Source organism: Streptomyces sp. NPDC058470 (assembly GCF_042721055.1).
Taxonomy (GTDB): Bacteria; Actinomycetota; Actinomycetes; order Streptomycetales; family Streptomycetaceae; genus Streptomyces.
Map to the genome: position 1 here is coordinate 96,844 of NZ_JBHXMF010000020.1, position 19,916 is coordinate 116,759.

20 protein-coding genes are annotated in these 19,916 nt (G+C 71.0%); 16 read left to right on the top strand and 4 right to left on the bottom strand.

The window, feature by feature from the left end:
* Positions 1–71 precede the first annotated feature (71 nt).
* From ACFWP7_RS17120 to ACFWP7_RS17145, 6 genes are all read left to right on the top strand, one after another.
* On the top strand, positions 72–3,494 hold the full coding sequence (locus ACFWP7_RS17120) for a DNA polymerase III subunit alpha (protein ID WP_384382305.1): 3,423 nt from the start codon (positions 72–74) through the stop codon (positions 3,492–3,494).
* Positions 3,495–3,499: 5 nt separating this feature from the next.
* Positions 3,500–4,525, top strand: a complete 1,026-nt coding sequence (locus ACFWP7_RS17125) for a hypothetical protein (protein WP_384382227.1) — start codon at positions 3,500–3,502, stop codon at positions 4,523–4,525.
* 39 nt (positions 4,526–4,564) lie between these two features.
* Complete coding sequence (locus tag ACFWP7_RS17130) at positions 4,565–5,023, top strand: hypothetical protein (protein ID WP_384382229.1); 459 nt, start codon at positions 4,565–4,567, stop codon at positions 5,021–5,023.
* A gap of 416 nt (positions 5,024–5,439) precedes the next feature.
* Entirely contained in the window at positions 5,440–6,129 is a 690-nt protein-coding gene (lexA, locus tag ACFWP7_RS17135; RefSeq protein WP_384382231.1) for a transcriptional repressor LexA, read from the top strand.
* A 153-nt stretch (positions 6,130–6,282) separates the two neighbouring features.
* Positions 6,283–7,224 (top strand): hypothetical protein, encoded by a 942-nt coding sequence (locus tag ACFWP7_RS17140; RefSeq protein WP_384382233.1) that lies wholly within the window; start codon positions 6,283–6,285, stop codon positions 7,222–7,224.
* Positions 7,225–7,579: 355 nt separating this feature from the next.
* Positions 7,580–7,987: a hypothetical protein gene (locus tag ACFWP7_RS17145; RefSeq protein ID WP_384382235.1), complete on the top strand. Its 408-nt coding sequence runs from the start codon at positions 7,580–7,582 to the stop codon at positions 7,985–7,987.
* Here the strand turns inward: ACFWP7_RS17145 and ACFWP7_RS17150 are convergent.
* A complete protein-coding gene (locus ACFWP7_RS17150; RefSeq protein WP_384382237.1) occupies positions 7,939–8,181 on the bottom strand; it encodes a hypothetical protein in 243 nt (80 codons plus the stop codon). The genes ACFWP7_RS17145 and ACFWP7_RS17150 overlap by 49 nt on opposite strands.
* A 507-nt stretch (positions 8,182–8,688) precedes the next feature.
* Here ACFWP7_RS17150 and ACFWP7_RS17155 point away from each other — a divergent pair.
* The 6 genes from ACFWP7_RS17155 (at position 8,689) to ACFWP7_RS17180 (ending at position 14,456) form a co-directional block, all read left to right on the top strand.
* Positions 8,689–9,066 carry an SH3 domain-containing protein gene (locus ACFWP7_RS17155; protein ID WP_384382239.1) on the top strand — a complete coding sequence of 126 codons (378 nt, stop codon included), beginning with the start codon at positions 8,689–8,691 and terminating at the stop codon, positions 9,064–9,066.
* Positions 9,067–9,323: 257 nt separating this feature from the next.
* Entirely contained in the window at positions 9,324–10,574 is a 1,251-nt protein-coding gene (locus tag ACFWP7_RS17160) for an MFS transporter (protein ID WP_384382241.1), read from the top strand.
* Positions 10,575–10,589: 15 nt separating this feature from the next.
* Positions 10,590–11,852 (top strand): ATP-grasp domain-containing protein, encoded by a 1,263-nt coding sequence (locus tag ACFWP7_RS17165; protein WP_384382243.1) that lies wholly within the window; start codon positions 10,590–10,592, stop codon positions 11,850–11,852.
* 107 nt (positions 11,853–11,959) lie between these two features.
* Positions 11,960–13,258, top strand: coding sequence for a PTS transporter subunit EIIC (locus tag ACFWP7_RS17170; protein ID WP_384382245.1), 1,299 nt, complete (start codon positions 11,960–11,962; stop codon positions 13,256–13,258).
* On the top strand, positions 13,255–13,629 hold the full coding sequence (locus tag ACFWP7_RS17175) for a hypothetical protein (RefSeq protein ID WP_384382247.1): 375 nt from the start codon (positions 13,255–13,257) through the stop codon (positions 13,627–13,629). The genes ACFWP7_RS17170 and ACFWP7_RS17175 overlap by 4 nt, the downstream gene beginning before the upstream one ends.
* A 32-nt stretch (positions 13,630–13,661) precedes the next feature.
* Positions 13,662–14,456 carry a glycosyltransferase gene (locus tag ACFWP7_RS17180; protein ID WP_384382249.1) on the top strand — a complete coding sequence of 265 codons (795 nt, stop codon included), beginning with the start codon at positions 13,662–13,664 and terminating at the stop codon, positions 14,454–14,456.
* Positions 14,457–14,632: 176 nt separating this feature from the next.
* On the opposite strand, the gene ACFWP7_RS17185 is transcribed toward ACFWP7_RS17180, so the two are convergent.
* The 3 genes from ACFWP7_RS17185 to ACFWP7_RS17195 form a co-directional block, all read right to left on the bottom strand.
* Positions 14,633–15,250, bottom strand: a complete 618-nt coding sequence (locus ACFWP7_RS17185; RefSeq protein WP_384382251.1) for a hypothetical protein — start codon at positions 15,248–15,250, stop codon at positions 14,633–14,635.
* Between the two features lie 309 nt (positions 15,251–15,559).
* Positions 15,560–15,805, bottom strand: a complete 246-nt coding sequence (locus tag ACFWP7_RS17190) for a hypothetical protein (RefSeq protein ID WP_384382253.1) — start codon at positions 15,803–15,805, stop codon at positions 15,560–15,562.
* A 121-nt stretch (positions 15,806–15,926) separates the two neighbouring features.
* Complete coding sequence (locus ACFWP7_RS17195; protein WP_384382255.1) at positions 15,927–16,709, bottom strand: hypothetical protein; 783 nt, start codon at positions 16,707–16,709, stop codon at positions 15,927–15,929.
* A gap of 238 nt (positions 16,710–16,947) precedes the next feature.
* Here ACFWP7_RS17195 and ACFWP7_RS17200 point away from each other — a divergent pair, with 238 nt between their 5' ends.
* The 4 genes from ACFWP7_RS17200 to ACFWP7_RS17215 all read left to right on the top strand — a co-directional run bounded on the left by ACFWP7_RS17200 (position 16,948) and on the right by ACFWP7_RS17215 (position 19,752).
* Positions 16,948–17,655, top strand: a complete 708-nt coding sequence (locus ACFWP7_RS17200; protein WP_384382257.1) for a hypothetical protein — start codon at positions 16,948–16,950, stop codon at positions 17,653–17,655.
* Between the two features lie 340 nt (positions 17,656–17,995).
* On the top strand, positions 17,996–18,526 hold the full coding sequence (locus ACFWP7_RS17205; protein WP_384382259.1) for a hypothetical protein: 531 nt from the start codon (positions 17,996–17,998) through the stop codon (positions 18,524–18,526).
* 60 nt (positions 18,527–18,586) lie between these two features.
* Positions 18,587–18,808, top strand: coding sequence for a hypothetical protein (locus tag ACFWP7_RS17210; protein WP_384382261.1), 222 nt, complete (start codon positions 18,587–18,589; stop codon positions 18,806–18,808).
* On the top strand, positions 18,805–19,752 hold the full coding sequence (locus ACFWP7_RS17215; RefSeq protein ID WP_384382263.1) for a hypothetical protein: 948 nt from the start codon (positions 18,805–18,807) through the stop codon (positions 19,750–19,752). The genes ACFWP7_RS17210 and ACFWP7_RS17215 overlap by 4 nt, the downstream gene beginning before the upstream one ends.
* The last annotated feature ends 164 nt before the right edge of the window (positions 19,753–19,916 follow it).

Sequence of the window (19,916 nt, forward strand, 5' to 3'; positions counted from 1 at the left end):
ATCGTACGAATGTTCGAAAACCGGGAGGGGTGCGAGCACACCAGTGGGACAAGGCACGATCGGAGGACGCCATGGAGGGCTTTGCCCACCTGCACGTCGCCTCCGGTTATTCGCCCCGGTACGGTGCCTCGTCCCCGGCCGCCCTCGTCCAGGCCGCCGCCGAGCGCGGCATGCAGGTCCTCGCGCTGACCGACCGTGACACGGTCACCGGCTTCGTCCGCTTCGCCAAGGCCTGTGAGCAGCACGCCATCCGGCCCGTCCTCGGCGTCGACCTGGCCGTCGCCCCGCTGACTGCGGCCCGCACCGAGCGCCGCCGCACCCCAGCCCGCGGCGGCGCCCACGTCCGCGAGCCGCTCCTGCGCGTCCAGCTCCTCGCGCACAGCCGCGCCGGCTGGACACGACTGTGCCGCCTGCTGTCCGCCGCGCACGCCGCACCGACCGACGGCTACCCGGTGGCGACCTGGGACCTGCTGCGCGAACACACCGGCGACGGACTGACCGCCCTGCTCGGCCCCGCGTCCGAACCCGCCCAAGCCCTGTCCGCCAGCCGCCCCGACCTCGCCGAGCAGCTGCTGCGCCCGTGGCGCGAGCTCTTCCGTTCCGACCTGCGGCTGGCCGTCGTCTGGCACGGACTGCAGGGGACCGGGCCGGGCTCGCTCAGGCTGGCCGCCCGCACCCTGGGCCTCGCCGATGAGCTCGGCATCCCAGCCGTCCTCACCAACGCCGTCCGATACGTGCATCCCGACCAGCACCGGCTCGCCGACGTCCTCGACAGCGCCCGCCTGCTGCGCCCCATCGACCGCCGCCACCTCGACTCCGGCCAGCGTTGGCTCAAGGACGCCCGGCAGATGGCCGCGGCCGCCGACCGCATCGCGCTCGCCGCCGGCGCGGACCCCCGCCGCGCCCGCCGCCTGCTCGCCGACACCGCGGCCACCGCGCAGCGGTGCGCCCTCGACCCACGCGCCGACCTCGGTCTGGGCCGCCCGCACCTGCCCGAACCCGGAGCCGTCGGCGCCGCCGACGCGGCGGACGCCGCCCGGCTGCTGCGCAAACGCTGCGAGGCCGGCATGGTCCGCCGCGGTCTCGACCGTTCCCCGGAAGTCCGCGCCAGACTGGACCACGAGCTCGACATCATTGGCCGGCTCCAGTACGACACGTACCACCTCACCGTGGCCCAAGTCGTCGACGACGTACGCCAACTGGGCATCCGGGTAGCCGCCCGAGGATCGGGCGCCGGCTCGATGACGAACCACCTGCTGGGCATCGCCGCGGCCAACCCGCTCGACCACAACCTCGTCTTCGCCCGCTATCTCTCGCTGCGCCGCACAGACCTGCCCGACATCGACCTCGACGTCGAAGCAGACCGGCGACTTGAGGTCTATGACGCGATCTTCGCCCGGTACGGCACCGACCGCGTCGGCGTCACCGCCATGCCCGAGACCTACCGGGCCCGCCACGCCCTGCGCGACACCGGACTCGCCCTCGGCATCGCCCCCGGCGAGGTCGGCCGCATCGCCAAGGCCTTCCCCCACATCCGCGCCCGCGACATCCGCGCCGCCCTCGCCGAACTGCCCGAGCTCAAGAGCCTCGCCGCCCAGGCGCACCGCTACGGGCCGCTGTTCGAACTCGCCGAAGGACTCGACGCACTGCCGCGCGGAATTGCCATGCACCCCTGCGGCGTCGTGATCTCCGACGCGACGCTGCGCACCCGTCTGCCCGTACAGCCCACCCCGGGCGGCAACTACGAGATGTTGATGGCCGACAAGGCCGATATCGAAGATCTCGGCTTGATCAAACTCGATGTCCTCGGGAGCCGGACGCAGTCCGCGATGGCCCATGCCGTCGCCGAGATCAAGCGCGCCACCGGCCAGGACCTCGACCTCGACCAGGTTCCGCTCGACGACTACTTCGCCTTCAAACTCATCCAGGACGCACGGACGGTCGCCGTCAGCACCCTCGCCAGCCCTGGGCAAATGGATCTACTGTCCCGTTTGCAACCGCGCGATGTACAGGACGTCATCGCAGATATCAGCCTCTTCCGTCCGGGGCCCGTCGCCGGCGGCATGCCCGCCCAGTACATCGCCGCCCGGCATGGCGAGCCGCCGGCCTGCCCGCACCCCGACCTGGCGCCGATCCTCGCCGACACCTACGGCGTCCTGATCTGGCACGAGCAGATCATCAAGATCGTCGCGCTCATGTGTGGCGTCGACGACGCGCTCGCCGAACTCGCCCGCCGCGCCCTCGGCGACGCCGACCGGCTGCCGAAGGTGGGGGAGTGGTTCCGCGGCCGGGCCCTGGCCCACGGCTACGACGAGCCTGTGGTGACGGAGGTCTGGGAGAAGCTCAAGGCGTTCGGCGCCTACGGATTCGCCCGCGCACATGCTGTCGCGCTGGCCGTGCCTGCCCTGCAATCGGCCTACTTGAAGGCGCACTTCCCGGCCGCGCTCTACGCGGGCGTCCTCCAGCACGACCCGGGCATGTGGCCCAAACGGATCATCGTCGCCGACGCCCGCCGCCACGGCATCCAGGTGCACGGCGTCGACATCAACCGCTCCGCCGCCACCCACCGCGTCGAACCCGCCGACGACGGCACCTTCGCGGTACGCCTCTCCCTCGCCGAGGTCCGCGGCATCACCGACGAACAGACCCGGCGCATCGTCGACGGCCAGCCGTACGCGAGCGTCCAGGACCTGTGGCAGCGCGCCCGCCCCGCCCGCCCGGTCGCCGAGAACCTGGTCAACATCGGCGCCCTGGACGCGCTGCGCGGCGCCGCCAGCCGCCGCGACCTGCTGCTGCAGATCGCCGAACTGCACCGCCAGACCCGCAACCGGCCCCTCGACGACGGCCAACTCCCCCTCGACCACGGCACCTCGCCGACCGCCCCGCCCTCCGGGCTGCCGGAGATGACTTCCCGCGAGCGCCTGGCCGCCGAGCTCAATGTCCTCGGCATCGACGTCTCCACCCACCTCATGGAGCACCACCACCAGCTCCTACGCGAGCTCGCCGTCACCAGCGCCCGCCGCCTGCCCACCCTGCGCCCCGGACAGCCCGTCCTCGTCGCCGGGGTGCGAGGTGCCACCCAAACTCCCCCGATCCCGAGCGGCAAGCGCGTGATCTTCGCGTCCCTCGACGACGGCAGCGGCATGATCGACGTCGCCTTCTTCGACTCCGCCCACGACACGGTCGCCCACACCGTGTTCCACAGCTCCTTGGTCCTGGTGCGCGGCAAGGTCCAGCGGCGCGGCACCCGCGCGACCGTCGTCGGAGAGCGGGCCTGGGACCTCGAAGCCCTCGCCGCCGCCCGCCGCGACCACGGGCCCGACGCCGTCCACCAACTCCTCGGCGCACCGGCCGCACCCGCCGCCGGCTCCCCGCCCGCGCGAGTCCTCCACCTGCCCAACGGCGCGCAGCTCCAGGCATGGGCCGACCTGGTGCCCGCCGGCGAGCGCACCGCGAACCTCAAGGCGTACGCCAGCCCCGGATCGGCCGGTTGAGGACCATGCACCAGCCCTACGTCCTGCGCATCCACACGCACCTGCCCCAACACCCCGGCGCGGAGCTCTACCCCCAGCTCCTCGAGCTACTGGAGACCATCACCCCCACCGTCCAGGCCCTGCAGCCCGACGCCGCCGACATCGAGATCGGCAGCGCCGTGCGATGCTTCGGCCGCACCCCCCACGAGCTCGCCCATCTCGTACGACTGCGAGCCCTGGCCCTGCTCGGTCTCAACCTCACGATCGGCGGCGGCCGCTCCCGCATGATCGCCGCGATGGCCGCCGACGCCACCGCCCCCGGCGCCCTCACCTGCATCGACCCCAGTGACACCGCCACCGGCGCCTTCCTGCGGCCCCGCCCCATCGCCGCCCTCTACGGGGCAGGTCCCGCCACCGCCCAGACCCTCATCCGCTACGGGATCACCACCATCGGCCAGCTCGCCGACACCCCGCTGCTGACCGTCCAGAAGATCCTCGGCACCGCCGCCGGCCGCCTCCTGCGCGAGCGCGCCCACGGCATCGATCCGCGCCCCGTCCTGCGCGAGCAGCCGGAGCAGTCCTGCTCGGCCGGCGTCGACTTCCCCAGCGACGAACTCGACCCCGACCGCCACCGCCAGGCCATGCTGCACCTCGCCGAACAGCTCGGCTTCCGGATGCGCGGCGAAGCCCAGGTCGCCCAGCGCCTCGCACTGACCGTCCGCTACGCCGACCACACCAGCACCCACCGCACCCGCACCCTGCCCGAGGCCACATCCCACACCGTGCAACTCGCCCGCACCGCCTATGACCTCTACGAGACCCTCGCCCTCCAGCGGGCCCGGGTGCGCGGCTTCGCGCTCCGCGCCGAAGCCCTCGCCCCCGCCGACGGCGCACACCACCAGCTCACCTTCGACCCGGCCGACCACAAGGCCCGCCTGCTCGAAGCCGCCGCTGACCAGGCACGCAACCGATTCGGCGCGGCGGCCGTACGCCCCGCGGCCCTCGCCCGCCCCGCGGCCGCGCGAAGGCGCGATGTCAGACCCCCTGCCTAGGCTGAGCACACCCATACGACAACCGGAGAGGCGGCGGCAGTGGGCCCCGACGAGGTACAGGAGCTGTGCACGGAGATCCTGGCCAAGGGCCCCGACATCACCGCCGTGGACCGGTGGACCGATCCCGGCCGCCCCAGCGGACTCGTGATCACCTTCAGCAGCGGTGCCCGGCTGTGGGCAGGGATCACCACCGCGGGTGCCATCGGCACCAACCCCCAGGACGCACCCGCTCCCGCGCCGCCGCTGCCCGCGCTCTTCGACAGCGCGGGGAAGATCACGGCGGCACGCGCCGAGCAATACCTTGCCGCGGTCCTCATGGCCGCGCACGCCCCGCAGATCACCAGCGTGTACGGCTACTCCTCCACCTCGTCGGCACGTCACCCTGGAGTAGGGCTGCACCTGGTCGGCGGGGGCCGCGCCTTCCTGCCGTTCATCTACACCGCTGGCCACGGCAAGAAGCCGGCCACGCGGCCGTTCACCATCGACTCCGTCTTCTGACCCGGCAGGGCAGGGGTGGTCGCACTTTGCAAAGTGCCGAAGATGGCGGACACGAAGTCGGTGGGCCGTCGTACCGTGTCCCGGTGATTCACGACTTCCACCGACGCAAAGGCGGTGCCCCGATGCTCGGGGCGAGCGCGCCTGGACAGAGCGGACCTTTCGGACCGTACGGCGATGCCCCGGCAGCCGAGGACGATGACGGCGCCGCACCGGATGTCCCCGACCGGGAGCCGGTGGACCTCCCGGGCTGACCAGGCGCGTGACCGACAGGGCCCCGACTGCGGTTACGGGAGAGGGCTGGACGCCGGAAGGCATCGCACTTTGCACAGTGGCGGGCGCGACTTCGAATACCAGTGCGCATATGTCAGTGGGGGCAGATACGGTCGACCTGTGTAGATCATTAGGGGAGGGGCGCCGTGGAGGCTGTCACCACATCGAGCCGCAGCGGGCGTCCGCCGGGCATCCGGGCCGGCCAGGACGGACTGACCGACCGTCAGCGGCGCATCCGCGACTGCATCGCGGAGTCGGTCGAGACTCGGGGCTACCCGCCGTCGATGCGCGAGATCGGCCAGGCGGTCGGCCTGGCCAGCACCTCGTCGGTCGCGCATCAGTTGGGTGCGCTGGAGAAGAAGGGCGTCGTACGGAAGGACCCGCAACGCCCCCGCGCCTACGTCATCGCCGCCGGGGCAGCGACTTCACCCGCAGACGACTCTGCCGCGGTGCCGCATCCGGACGTCGTGCACGCCCCGCTGGTCGGCCGCATCGCCGCAGGTACGCCGATCACCGCTGAACAGCAGATTGACGACTGGTACGCCCTGCCGCGTCAGATCGTCCGAGGTGGCGACCTTTTCATCCTCACCGTCTCCGGCAACTCCATGATCGACGCCGCGATCGCCGACGGAGACCAAGTCGTCGTCCGTTCCCAGCCGGCCGCCGAGAACGGGGACATCGTCGCCGCGATGATCGACGGGGAGGCCACCGTGAAGCGGTTCAAGCGAAACGCCACCGGCGTCTGGCTGATGCCCGAGAATAAGGACTACCAGCCGATCTGCGCCGATGAAGCCACCATCCTCGGCAGGGTCACCGCCGTAATGCGCCGCGTGTAGCCCTCCCGGCGCGACGGACCGGACTCCGGGGCGGGAGGAAATGAACCGTGACGGTCCTGCCCCGGCCCGCCGTCCGGTGCCCCACCCCGGCTCGGGGCGGGGCACCGGACGGCGGGGATGACAGCGGGCGCCGGACAGGCGTTGACTGAACCCATGGGTTACAGCGCTAGCCCCATAAAGCGTCCGCGCCGCACGAAGGCCCAGATCGAGGAACTCCGCGCCGCCCTGCACGCCATCGCGGAGGGCGCCCAACCGTGCAGCGCTCGGCACATCTACTACCTCGGCATCGGCCGCCTGTGGGACAAGGACACCGGCCGCTCTCGCCGGAACTACTCCGTGGTCGTCCGCGAACTCGGCTACATGCGCGAGCACGGGCTGATGCCCTGGGACTGGATCACGGATGGAACCCGGACAGTCCGCCTGGACGACCAGTACGACAGCGTGGAGGACGCCCTCGCCCACACCGCCCAGTCCTTCCGGCGCAACCTCTGGGCCTCACAGCGCCGACGCGTCGAAGTCTGGTGCGAGAGTGACTCTGCGGCCGGCGTCCTGCTGCCGATCACCACAGCCTGGGGCGTGGGCCTCTACTCCTGCCGCGGACAGTCCTCCAAGACGTACGTACGGGAAGCCGTCGACGACTACCTCCGCCAGCCCAAGCCGCTGACCACCTGCTTCGTCGGTGATTGGGATCCAAGTGGCCGCTCGGTGCCCCGGTCGGTCATCGAACGGATGGAGCGCTACGGCAACGGCCAGCTCGACCTCGACTTCCAGCAGATCGCGGTCACCGCCGCCGACGTCCGCTCCGGCCAGTTCACCACCCACTACGTGAACACCGCGGACGTCAACTTCAAGCGCTATGAGCAGGAATGCCACGCCGAAGGACTCGATCCCATGAGCGCGGTCGAGGTCGAAGCGCTTGACCCCGGCCTGCTTCGCGGCCGGCTCAGCGACGCGATCGAGGCCCTCATCGACGACGTGGCCGCGTGGAACACCCTCGCCCGAGCCGAGCAGGCCGAACGCGAGCTCCTGGACACCCTGCACACACGGGTGAGTGAGGCCCTGCGCCGAGAATCCGAGGGACCACCCGCGCCCTGACCACCGCCGACGAGCCATCCTCGGCGACATCGTCACGCAGTACGGCGGCGGGTTCGAGAAGATGGCCGATACCGCGTTCCAGTGCTCGCCGCACGCGCCCGCTAACCTGCCCGGCAGCCTCCGCCGAGACCGCCGAGCCGCCCGGCCCGCCGAGCTGACTGGCACAGCCCCCCGAGACCGGAACCCCGCTGCGCGGACCACCATGGATCGAAGCCCGCCCAGGTCCGTCCGGCTCGTCCAGCAGCTGCAGTCGAATGGCGTCGGCTGACCCGGCCGGGCGCACCTCAGAGCGCAAACGGCTCATCCGCTGCTCGGGTACCTCGCGTTGTCAGTGCCGAGTGCGACCGTAAACGGCATGACCGCCACCGTGGAGTCCGCATCGGACAGCCTGACCTCCGCGCTGCGCCTGCCCGTCTGGAAGGCGCTCGCCGACCGAGCTGAGGCACTGCGCCGTGCACTGCCCGCCCGGCCAGATGATGCGGCGGAGCGGTGGCACTGGTGGCAGGGCATGACCGGCGAACAACAGCGTCGCGCCGCCCTCCTGGAGCACCTGGACGCCCTGTGCGGGCACCTCACCGGGCGGCCGGCCCTCGGCTACGCCGCGCACGACCCGCTGCCACTCGCGGCCCTTGAGGAAGCCGACGGCTTCACCAGCGAACCTGTGGCGGAACAGATCGCCGCGTACCGGGCCGGACTCCGGGACTCCGAGGGCGGTCAGCCGCTCGACGCGCTCCGACCCAGCCAGATGCCCGCGAGGGTGTAGAAGGTGCCCGCGGCCAGCAGGAAGTGGAACGTCCTCCTGGCGCGGCGGGTGGCGAAGGGAGCGGTGCTCCCCGGGGCTCGCTCGCGGGCGGCCTGTCGTCGCGCGCCCGTCCACCGGTTCGCGGCGGTGAGGAGATGCCCGATACCCACCAGAGCGAAGATCGCCGAGAACGCGACGTAGTCCTGGGCTGGCATCCGCCCAGGAAGGCGAGAACCAACTGCCCTTCAGGAGCTCGGACTTTGACCGATCGCTCCCATGGCGGCCGCGCACCGGGCGAGCGATAGGCTCCAGGCCTATGTGATGAGAGGCACCCGGCCTTTTCCAGGGGCAGTGCTGATTCCATCCCACTCGTGTGCCGCCGAACTCTGAATTCCCATCCGAGCTGCAGAGTGATCCAGGCGGCACGGAAAGCCTCCCTCAGATCAGGCCCGGAAGGAGTCCGCAGGTACGGCGCGGACTATCCGAGCAGGGGCCTGGAATCTCACAGTTGAGGTGAATCATCCAGCGTGATTTCCGTACAAACCGTGCACGCTGTGACGGTGCGCGAGGGGGGCGGAAATCGCCGGAACTTATCCACAGGGCAACTCTCCTAGCTTTCTGACGTGTGCTTTCCGCTTCAAGCGCGGGACGTCGTAACTCGTCCTGCGTGCGAATTCGGACGGCTCATTGAGAAACGCAGTCAACGGCTCAGGAGACGACGCATGCAGACCAAGTTCATAGGCCGCGCCGGAGTTGCGGTCGCCACCATCACCATGGGGGCCGCGGTCACCCTGGCGGCCGCCCCATCCGCCCTTGCGAGTACCCCCGCGCAGGCCGCGACCACCCTCGCGGCGAAGAACACGTGCCCCACCTGGTCGGTGACCGGGAAGGCAGTGAACTTCCGGAGTGGGCCGAGCACGAACTACCGGTCGATCGGCCTGCTCTACCGCTGGAGCGACTCCGGCACGAAGGTCTCCAGCAGCGGCTCGTGGATCAAGATCAAGCTCGACCACAAGTCCAAGACCGGGATCAAGAAGGGCACCACCGGCTGGGTCAACAAGAAGTACCTCGAGCAGTGCGTCTACATGCAGCTCGACTGACCAGCCACAGAGTCCTGACGCGCGGCTGACGCCGCAGCGCCCTGAACTCCCGGCCGGGCACTACCCCCTGCCCGGCCGGGCCCGGCCGAGGACCGCCCTTCAGCCCCCGAAGTGGCGCCAGGTCCCTCTCCCCGTCCTCCGAGAGCGGACCCGTCCCGGCCAACCAGGGGGTGCCGCCACCCGCGCCGGCGGCACCCCCGCCCTCTTCCTTCGCTTCACGGCGCCGCCCTCCGCGCCGCAACCCAGCTGGAGTCTGTGTGTCCACCACTGCCACGCCGGTCGGCCGACCGGACCGGGCCGGGAACGGAACCACACGCCGATGGCCGGCGGCGATCTGGACGCTGATGGCCGGCACATTCCTCGTTCGGGGCTTCGGGTTCACGTACCCGTTCCTGCCATACCGCCTGAGCGACCTGCACCTGACCACCGGGACCGTCAGCACCATCCTCGCCGTGTTCGGCGCCGGCTGGCTGCTGGGCTCCATCCTGTGCGGCTGGCTCGCCGACCGCATCGGCCACCGCGCCACCCTCATCACGACGATGCTGCTCGCCGCGGCCGCCCTGCCCCTGCTCGCCCAGGCGAACGCCGTCCCCGCGCTGTTCGCCGCGACCTTCACCGCCGGCATCGTCTACGACGCCTCGCGGCCCGTGTTCACCGCCGCGATCGCCGACGCCTTCCCCGAGGACGGCGTCCGCGCGTCCGTGAACGCCTGGCGGCACTTCGCCGTCAACGTCGGCGCGGCCGTCGCCGGAACCGTCGGCGGCATGCTCGCAGGCCCCCTCGGCATCCAGGCCCTGATCTGGGTCAACGCCGCCGCCTGCACGCTCTTCGCGCTCCTGGTGTGGCGCTTCCTGCCGCCCGCCGACCCCCACCGCCACCCCGACGGCCCCCCGCCCGCCAACTACCGAGCCGCGCTGAGCGACCGGGGCCTGTGGCTGCTGCTCCTGGCCAGCCTGTGTGCCCTGACCTGCGCCGCGAGCCTGTTCTCCTCCCTCCCGATGCTCATGGCCAAAGACGGACTCGACGCCGCGGCCTACGGCTGGACCCAGACCGCGAACGCTGCCGCGGTCCTGCTGCTCTCCCCGCTCCTGAACCGCTGGCTGAGCCGCCAAGCCGATCAGCCCAAACCGATGACCGGCCTGTTCGCCGCGAGTTCCCTCGCCCTGGGCGCGAGCATGGGCGCCGCCGGCTTCGCCTCCACCACCCTCGGCTACTCCGCCACCGCCGCGCTCGCCGTGCCGGGCGAGATCGTCGTCTTCGTCGCCGCGTCCGACCTCCTCAACCGCATCTCGCCCCCCACTGCCCGCGGCCTGTACGCGGGGATCTGGGGAACGACGCTGGCCGGCGCGGTCATCATCGCCCCCTCCCTCGCGGGATGGGCGCTCACCCACGGCGGCGACGAACTCGCCGCCGCCGCCACCTTCACCGTCGGCGCCCTCGGTGCCGCACTGGCCTGGCCCCTGGCCGCGCTCATCCACCGCTCCCGCCCCGTTCCCGCCCTTCCCTGACCAGGAGCCACCACGATGTCCCACCACAACCAGCCCGTCCTGCTCGTCCTGGGCGCCGGCGACCGCGCCTACCGCTCCTTTCTCCTGCAGGAGTTCGCCGCCCGCCACCACCTTGTCCTCCTCGACAGCCTCCCGCCCGCCTGGACCCGGCCCTACGTCACCGACGCGATCACCGTCGACCTGCACGACCACCATGCAGTCCACCGTGCGGTCACCGAGATCGCCCTGCGTCACCCGATCTCCGGCGTCACCACCTACCTCGAGCACCACGTCGAGCTCGTCGCGCACCTGGCCAAGGAGCTCGGCCTGCCCGGCGCTGATCCGGACGCCGTCGAGGCCTGTCGCGACAAGGCCCGCACCCGCCAACTCCTCGCCGAACACGGAGTCCCCTCCGCCCGCTCCGTCCTCGTCAACAGCGCCGAAGAGGCAACCGCGGCCGCCGACGCCATCGGCTACCCCGTCGTCATCAAGCCCCGCGGCCTGGGCGGCAGCGCCGGCGTACACCGCGCCGACTACCGCGAGCACGTCGCCGCCCACTACGACAGCGCGTCCGCCGCGACCCTGATCGGCCTGGAGGCGAGCGCCGCCGCCGGCGTCCTGGTCGAGGAGTACCTGCACGGGCCCGAGATCAGCGTCGAGTGCGCCGTCCGCGGCCGCGGTGACGTGCACATCGCCGCGATCACCCGCAAACGGCTCGGCGCCGAGCCGGCCTTCCTGGAGACCGGCCACCTCGTCGACGCCACAGACCCGCTCCTCGACGACCCGGTCCTCCACCACGTCGTCACCTCGGCCATCAAGGCCGTGGGCATCACCACCGGGATCCTGCACGTCGAGGTACGCCTCACCCGCCAAGGCCCGCGCATCATCGAGATCAACGCCCGCCTCGGCGGCGACCTCATCCCGCGCCTCGTCCACCTCGCAACCGGCATCTCCCTGCCGCAGGCCCAGGCCGCCATGGCCACCGGAGACACCCCGGACCTGAACGCCTCCGTGGCACAGAGCGCCGCCGTCGAGTTCCGCTACCCGACCGTCACCGGGCCCGTCCAGACCGCCCACGCCCGCGCGTTCAGCGCCGACTGGCTCGAACGCCTGGTCTGGACGCGACAGCCGGGCGACAGCGTCACCGCCGGCCCGCACAGCACCATCAACGACCGCCTCGCCCACGCCGTGGTCTGCGCTCCCACCGCCGGGGCCTGCCAGGAGCGCCTGGACCAAGTACTGCAGAGCCTCACCGTGCACATCGCCGAACCCGTACGCACCACCGCCTGCGTGCGCTGACCCAGCCCCCGCCCCGTCGTCTCAGGAGCCCCCGACATGTCCCGCGCCCTGGCCGCCACCGCACCACGGCGCCTCCGCCCGCCCTACGCCGACCGGAGGCCGAACACGTGGTGACCCTGCCGTTCATCCGGTCCAAGAGCGCCGCCCCGGCCGACGACGGCGCGGCAGTGGCGGACCCGACCACTCTCACGGCGCGACTGCGCCGGATGGGCCAGGGTCTCGCGCTGCCGATCGCAGCGATGCCCGCCGCCGGCCTGCTCCTGCGCCTGGGACAAGACGACCTCCTGGGCCGCTACCCGGCTCTGCACACCACGGCCGCGGTCATCTCCGGAGCGGGCGCCGCCGTCCTCGACTACCTCCCGGCGCTGTTCGCCGTCGGCATCGCCCTGGGGCTGAACCGCGCCAAGGACGTCGCCGGCCCTGTCCTGGCCTGCCTCATCTCCTACCTGGTCCTGGCCAAGGTCATCCTGGTCCTCAACCCGCTGCCCGCCGACCAGCTTGACGCCCCGCCCGCCCGCTGGCCCTACGGCGCGCTCGCCGGCATCGTCGGCGCCCTGCTGGCCATGGCCATCTGGAAGCGCGTCACCACCGGCCGCCGACGCATCCCGCCGTTCGCCGCCTACGGGATCGTCGCCCTCGCCGCGATCACCGCCGGCACCCTGCTCGGGCTCGCCTACCCCACAGTCGAGCGGGCGCTCACCGCGTCCGCGGCCGCTGTCACGGACCACGCAGTCCTCGGCGGAGGAGTCTTCGGATTCCTCAACCGTCTCCTTGGCCCCATCGGTTTGCACCAGCCGCTCAACGCCGTCGTCTGGTACCTGACCGGCGACTGCGGCAACGGCATCAAGGGCGATGTGCCGTGCTTCATCCAGCAACACGACCCGGACGCCGGGGTGTTCATGGGCGGCTTCTTCCCCGTCTACATGGCTGGCCTGCCCGCCGCCGCTCTGGCCATGTGGCGCAGCGCACTGCCCGAGCACCGCCGCCGCGTCGGCGCCCTGCTGCTGCCCGCGGCCGCGATCTGCTCCCTGGCCGGGGTCACCGAGCCGATCGAGCTCACCTTCGCGTTCGTGGCCTTCCCCCTCTATGTCGTGCATGCCGTCCTCACCGGACTGAGCCTCGCGATCGTCAACCTCCTCGACATCCACACGGGCTTCGTGTTCAGCGCCGGAGCGATCGACTACGTCCTCAATTTCTCTATCTCGCACCGGCCATTGCTCCTGCTGCCGCTCGCCCTCGCCTACGGCGCCCTCTACTACGGGATCTTCCGGTTCGCGATCACGCGCTTCAACCTGCGCACCCCCGGCCGCACACCCACCGCCCCCGACGCCCTCCGCCGCGAAAGCCCCGCTGACGCGCAGCCCCCGCACCAGCGCATCAACACAACCGAAGGAGAACGGAGTTGACCCGGCACGCCATACAGGCAGCCTGCTACGGCATCGGAGCGATCTACCCGATCGTTATCCTCGACCCGGTCCACCGGTGGCACCGGCCCGTCCACCCCGGCCTGCCCGAGCAGAGCCACGGCGAGGGCCACGGCATGCTCGTCCTGCGCTGGACCGGACCTCCGGGGGAGGACGCCCACGCTCCGGCGCTCCTCGAAGCCGCGGCCGCCCGAGCCCCCGTCTCACCGCCCACCGGCGCCGAGCTACGGGCATTCCAGGCATCGCTGCCGCCTGGCCTCCACCTGATCGACCTGCACGACCAGTACGTCATCGGCCCGTGGTCACAACGGCCCGGTACCACCCGGCACACCCCGCCACCGCACGCCGCATAGCACCGGCTCCACCTACCGACCGGAAGGCTCCCGTGTCCCAACGTCCCCACGCCCAGGTCGCCGTCATCACCCCGACCCGCCTGGATCCGCTGCGCCGCACCTACTTCCTCGAGCTCTACAGAAGCCTTGACGCGCAGCGCGTCACGTTCGAGTGGATCATCGCCCCGAACGGCCCCGACGCCGATCCCGCCACGATTCCCGACGTGATCGCGAAGGACCCGCGCGTCACCGTGTGCGCACGGCCCCGACCGGGCGCTGCCCCAGCCCGCAACATCGCGATGAACGCAGTCACCGCCCCCTTCACCTGCTTCGTCGACGATGACGATGTCCTTCCGCCTGACTCCCTCAGCACCCGCTACCACCACGCTGTGGAGACGGGCCTGGGCTGGGTAGCGGGCTGGTCAGCTGACCTTCTGGAAGACGGCTCCCTGAACACCTGGGTCTGCCCCACCCCGGTGGGCCGCCATGCGGCCGGAGACGTCTGGACGTACTGGCCCTCACCCGACAAGAAGCCGCCACTCGGCCACACCATGCTTCTCACCCGCACCGAGATTGCACGTGCCTGCGGCGGTCAAGGTGGACTGTGGAAAGGCGAGGATTACGTGTACGTCATGGCGGTCACCGGCCGTAGTGCCGGCGAGCTGCTGCCGGTGGTGACGTACCACTACCGCGACCACGCGCACCAGATGACAGAGGCCGCCACGTATTTGGACGACGACGAGCGAGGCGCAAGAGTCTTCTCCTGGCTCCAAGGTAGAGACGACCGGGAGCTGCGCCGCCGGGAACGCGGCAGCGGCGACCTTGCGTTGGTGCGCAGGGCCGGCTGAGCGGGTGGCCGCCTCGACACCGCCACGGATGTGGCCCCCGCGCCGGTCGGCGAGGGGGCCACGTCGTACGCACATGCGGTGGATCGAGCTCCTGATCCGAAGTGACAGGAAGACGCTGTCACCGATCGGACGGGGTCAGGAGGATTCCTCGCGGGGAGGAGCCGCGCACGCCCCGGTCAGCTCTTGTTCGCGAACTTCCAGATGCTCGGGTCGCCTTCATCGTTCGCGGACCAGTGCACCTCGATCGACTTGGCGTCCGCCGGGACCAGGTACGACTCGCACAGCGTGTGGCTCTCGCCCGCCTTCCAGCCCTCGATGTCGTAGGGGTCCTCGCAGCCGGCCCCAGTGTCCGCGGCGCCGATCAGGAGCGCGCCCCGCTTGCCGTCCGCCCAGATGGTCGTGCCCTTGTTCGCCTCGGACCGATCGGTGAGCGCGGGGCCTTCTTTGTGCGTGAACTTCACGTGAGCCACGGCCAGGACCAGGCCCTTCGCCGCTTCCTTGTCGGTGACCAGCTTCTGCGCCTCAGCTTCGGTCCCCAGGTCGACCTTCTCGGCGACCACGTCGTAGGTGACGCTCTGGCTGCCCTCCTTCACCTTCCCCGTGACGGCCTTACCCGGCGCGAGTTCGCCGCTGGCCGGATCACGCGGTGAAACGCTCGCCTCGCTCTTGCCCGCGGCCTGCTTCTCGCTGGACTTCCCGGAGTCGGAGCTGTCGCCTCCGCCGCACGCGGTCAGCCCCAGCGCGAGAACGGCGATCGGTGCGGCGGTGCGGAGGATGGTCTTTCGGAACGGCACAAGAACTCCTGCCTGGGGTGCTCCCGCAGCGCCGTGTCGGCGCGCGCGGGAGCAACGGTCAGTGACGTCCCTGACCCTCCAGCCATCGTCCTGTGGACAGAGTCCGGCCGTGCAGCACCAATGGGGAGCCCGCTGCAGCAAGGGCGGCCCCGACCCCTCCCGCGCGCCGGTGGCCCACGTCCGGGACCGGCGGGAACACGGAGTGGGACTTTGTGGCGGTGAGCGGGTAGCCGCTGGGCGGCCGACTCAGCACGAGGCCCCCGCGCGCCGTCCGGCTGCGGGGGCCTCGTGCCGTCACGTGTGTGGGGGCTACTGATCCACCCAGCGGGTGGCGCTGCCCTGCGCGTCGACGTCGACCAGGTGCACGCGGGTGTCCCGGGTGGCGACCTGAAGGGCGATCAGGTGCGAGAGCGAGCCCGGCGTTCCGGGTTCGGGGTACTTGGGCTGACCGCCCTTGGTGATCCCGAAGGTGAGAGGGAGCCGCTTGCGGGTGGTGGAGGCCGCCGCGTCGTTCTGGACGGGATCCGGTGTGCGCGCCGTGTGATCGTCGGACATGCGCTGTCTCCAGGTTCAGGAAGGGGCGGGCGAGGAGTGCGGCTGACGCCACTGTGTCATGCGAGCGGCGGTGCCAGCCGCGTTCTGCGCGACTCGAGGGCCGGCCGTGCGCGATGGGGTTCTACCAGTGCGCCGGTCGGCGCCCTCGGTGTAGGGCTCCGAGGAGCGTGACGCCGAACTTGGAGCGCAGGCGCCGAAGTTCCCACAACGAGAGCAGGCTGACGGACACCGGCGGACCGATCAGGAAGAGCAGCTGGACCGTCGGCGGCGCGACCACAGGGGAGCCGCCGGTGAGCTGGAAGCCGAACATCACCCAGACCAGCAGCGGTGAGAGCAACGGGGGGAGAACCTCGTGAACGTCGCCGGTGCGGAAGACGTAGTGGACGCACAGCACTGCCGACGCGAGGCCGAAGGGTACGGCGAAGAGCACCGCGGCCAGGGCGGCAAGGAGGAAGACGATCTGGAACACGCCGAACTGCGGAGCCAGGCGGGCCCCGCCGCTGTTCTGCAGCAGGAGGAACAGGACGAGCACGGACGCGAACAGTGCTGCGAAACCCGCCATCGGTCCCGATAGCCGGCGTACGTACACGGCGCGGCCCGGGGCGCGCGCTGCGGCCACGAAGAGCACGAGCGCCAGGGGGCCGGCGACGACCAGCACGCCGGTGCTGATGAGGACCTCCGCGAGCTTGTCCTTGGCGAAGGCGGACATCGACTGCTGCATCGGGTACGCGTAGATCATCCATATTGTCGCGGCAATCCCGATGACCGTCCGCGCCAGCTGGACGGCTTCGATCGTTCCGTCGGTTAGCCGGCCGGGCCGGGCCGGGCGGAAGACGCGGGCCGCGAGGGCGAACGGCAGCATCAGGAATGCCGGACGCGTTCTCCTGGGCGGGTGCTGTGTCATGTAGGTCATCGAATCCCCCGTGGGGTGGGCCGGTCATCTGCCGGCGGGCGGGTACTGCAGGGCGTGGTGCGGTCGAACTGCGGCCTGGGTCAAGCGCTGTTGTGGTCGGCTGACGTCCGCGACGCGAGCGGCCGACCACTGCGCATGACCCAAATAACTTGACTAAAGATCGCATTGTAGCTTAAGCTATATGGGTCAGGCGAGGGGGGTTCCCTCGCTCTCCGAACCCGGGAGTTTCATGATTCACCTGCCCCTTGCCCAGGATCTCGACAAGGAGATCTACAACCCGCACGAGTTCCACAACCGGGTACGCAAGGCACTCCTCACCGCCGCGGAACTGCGGACCAGCCATTTCGGCGGCGTCATCACGCCGCGCGAGGTGAGCACCCTCACGCACGAGCACATGGCGCTCGCGGCACGCCGGATCAGCGAAAAGCCCCCGACGGTGCGGCCCGACGGCAGCCCGACCGCCGACCTGATCATCGAGGTCCTGCTCGTCCTCCACTCGGCTCAGCCCTCCGGCCGCGGCCGCAGCATCCACCAGCCCGCGTGGGTTGCGGACTTCACCAAGGACCTCCACCAGGCGATCCCGATCGCCTTCGACGCGTTCTGGAACAAGTTCGACGGCCATCTGACCGCCGACCTCATCGACAACCTCACTCCCCGCCAGATGACGTCCACCGCACGCCGGATCAACTCGTCCGGTCGGGCGGCCACCCAGCTCGGGACCCACTCCGAGCTCCTTGTCCGCAGTCTCCTGCGTGTCATCCATGACGCTCAGCCGGACGTCTCCGCCGCGGTGCCCGCCCCCGTCACGGCGGCCCAGCTCGACCAGGGCAGGGCAACCGAACCGACCACCCTGAATGAGGCAGTGACCGCGGCGATCGCCGCAGCGGCCCAGTCGAAGACCCCGACGATCGTGGTCTTCAGCCTCCCTCAGCCCTAACGCCGCCCCAGCGCCGGCGGTGCTGACCAGCACCGCCGGGGCGGGCGCCCCGGCGGCACCCGGCGCGAGACCGCTCCGCGGCGACGACGCCCCGGTCCGCCGCGCACGCGAAGGCGCGCAGCTCAGACGGACACAGCTCAGACGGACAGCGCGCCTCAGCGGCCTAGCCCTCGAGACCCCACCAGCTGCACCGCACCGGTCGGCGGCACGCGCGCTACGACGATCCGGCCGCCGACCGGCCTGCGCGCGCCCGCCGCCACCCACCCGACCGTCACGGCCAGAGCGTGGCGAGATGCCGGCACGCGATCTCAAACGCCCCTCACCACCAAGGAGTTCTGCCATGCACCGCGACCTGGAAAGCACAGTCGCCGACCTGTCTGGGGACGAACACGTCCTCGCCACCGGCGTGGACACCCGCGGCCACCAGGTGACCCGCGCCGGATACCTGCTCGCCGCGCCCCAACGCAAGACCGGGCAGCACGACAGCGGCAGCGAGGAGGGCTGGCTCGTTCACGTCGGCGCGCGCGAAGCCATACCCGAGCGCTCCAACCGGGTCATGCTCTACCCGGGCAACGGACGCATCGCGCGCACCCCCGAGCCGGACATGAGCCGGTGGCGCAAGACCCCGCTCACACAGACCGGGGCGAGCGCGCGCACCAGGAATCTGCAGATCGTGTTCGGCGGCAAGGCCCTTCGCGGATCGGCCGAGCCGACCGAGGAGACCCTCGTGGACGTCACCTACAACACCGAGGGCCTGTACATCCTGAGCATCCCGGACACCGGGGGAATGACCCACTTCCAGTGCCGCCTCGGAACGGCGATCTGGTGGGCGCCGGTGCCGGCCGCGAACTCCCAGGGAATCGGGGCCTGAACGTGACGGCGCAGAAGATGCTTCCGCTGGCCGAGCTGCCGGAGGAGGCGACTGAGACCCATGCCTGACCGCACCGACTTCCCCACCCGCATCGGGCAGCCCGCGATCAACAATCTGGCCGCGCTGCTCCGCGGTGACGTGCGTGTGGACCCCGAGCGGGCCGAGGAGCATGCACGCCGCATTCTGGCCCCGGCGGAGAGCATCGGGTACCGGCACGGCGCCGAGGTCGGCTACCTCGAGGGCCTGTCAGCGCGAGCCAAACGGGATGAGGAGGGAGTGTGACCCCGCTGCAGGCCGAGCCCCGTCAGCTCCGCCTGACCGCGCCCGAACAGCAGGCCCTCCAGCTTCCCGGTGCCGAAGACCTGTGCCAGCGGTGGCACGAGCGCACACCAACCTGGCGCCGCACGAGCGAGGGCGGGTTCGACCCCGGCCTGCACCGTGTCGTCGCCATAGCGGAAGGACCCGCTCGTCGCTTCGTCGAGATCCACCACTACAGCGGCTCCTGGCCCGCGGTCCGCTTCGTCTTTGGTTTGCAGCGCGTCGACGAGCCGTCTGGCCCCGGCGAACCCGCCGGGGGCCGGCTCCTGGGCGTCCTCTCACTTGGCATCCCGATGAATGGCGCCGTCCTCGACGTGTTCGAGGGGACCCGCAGGTACACCGAGACCCTCGAACTCAACCGGCTTGTCCTGCTCGACCGGGCCGAGTCCAACGCCGAATCCTGGTTCTGCGCACGGGCGTTCACCGCAGCCGCGCGGCAGGGCATACGCGGCGTTGTAGCGCATTCCGACCCACATCCGCGTGTCCGGCGCACGCCCGAAGGCGGCACCGAGCTCCTGAGCCCCGGCCACATCGGGCACGTGTATGCCGCCCAGGACTTCGTGTACCTGGGACGTACGCGTCCCCGGAAACTCACGGTCCTGCCCGACGCCACGGTGCTCTCCGATCGCACAGTTGCCAAGATTAAAGGTGACGAAGTCGGACATCGTGGTGCTGAGCGCCGCCTCGTCGAATTCGGAGCGTCGCCCCGCCGGTCCGGACAGCCCGGCCGCGACTGGCTTGTCCAGGCCCTTGAGCAGATTTCGGCGACCGTTGTCCACCACGGTGGCAATCACCGGTACGCCCGTGCGATCGGTCCCCGCCGCACTCCCATCATCGCCACGGCCTATCAACGGCCCCGCCATGGGCGGACCGGAGCGTGCGCCCCGACGGGACAGCGGTCGACCTGAGTACCTGCTACGGACTAGCTGCTCCGCCGCCCGCCGGGTTGCCGATGCCGGCTCGGACGCCTGAGCCCGCTGGGTACGATCGGGGCAGGGCAACCGCGCCGCGCCCGAGTCCCGCCCGACCGCGACCACGCCGCATCAGGCACCGAGGCCAAGAGTCTGAGACT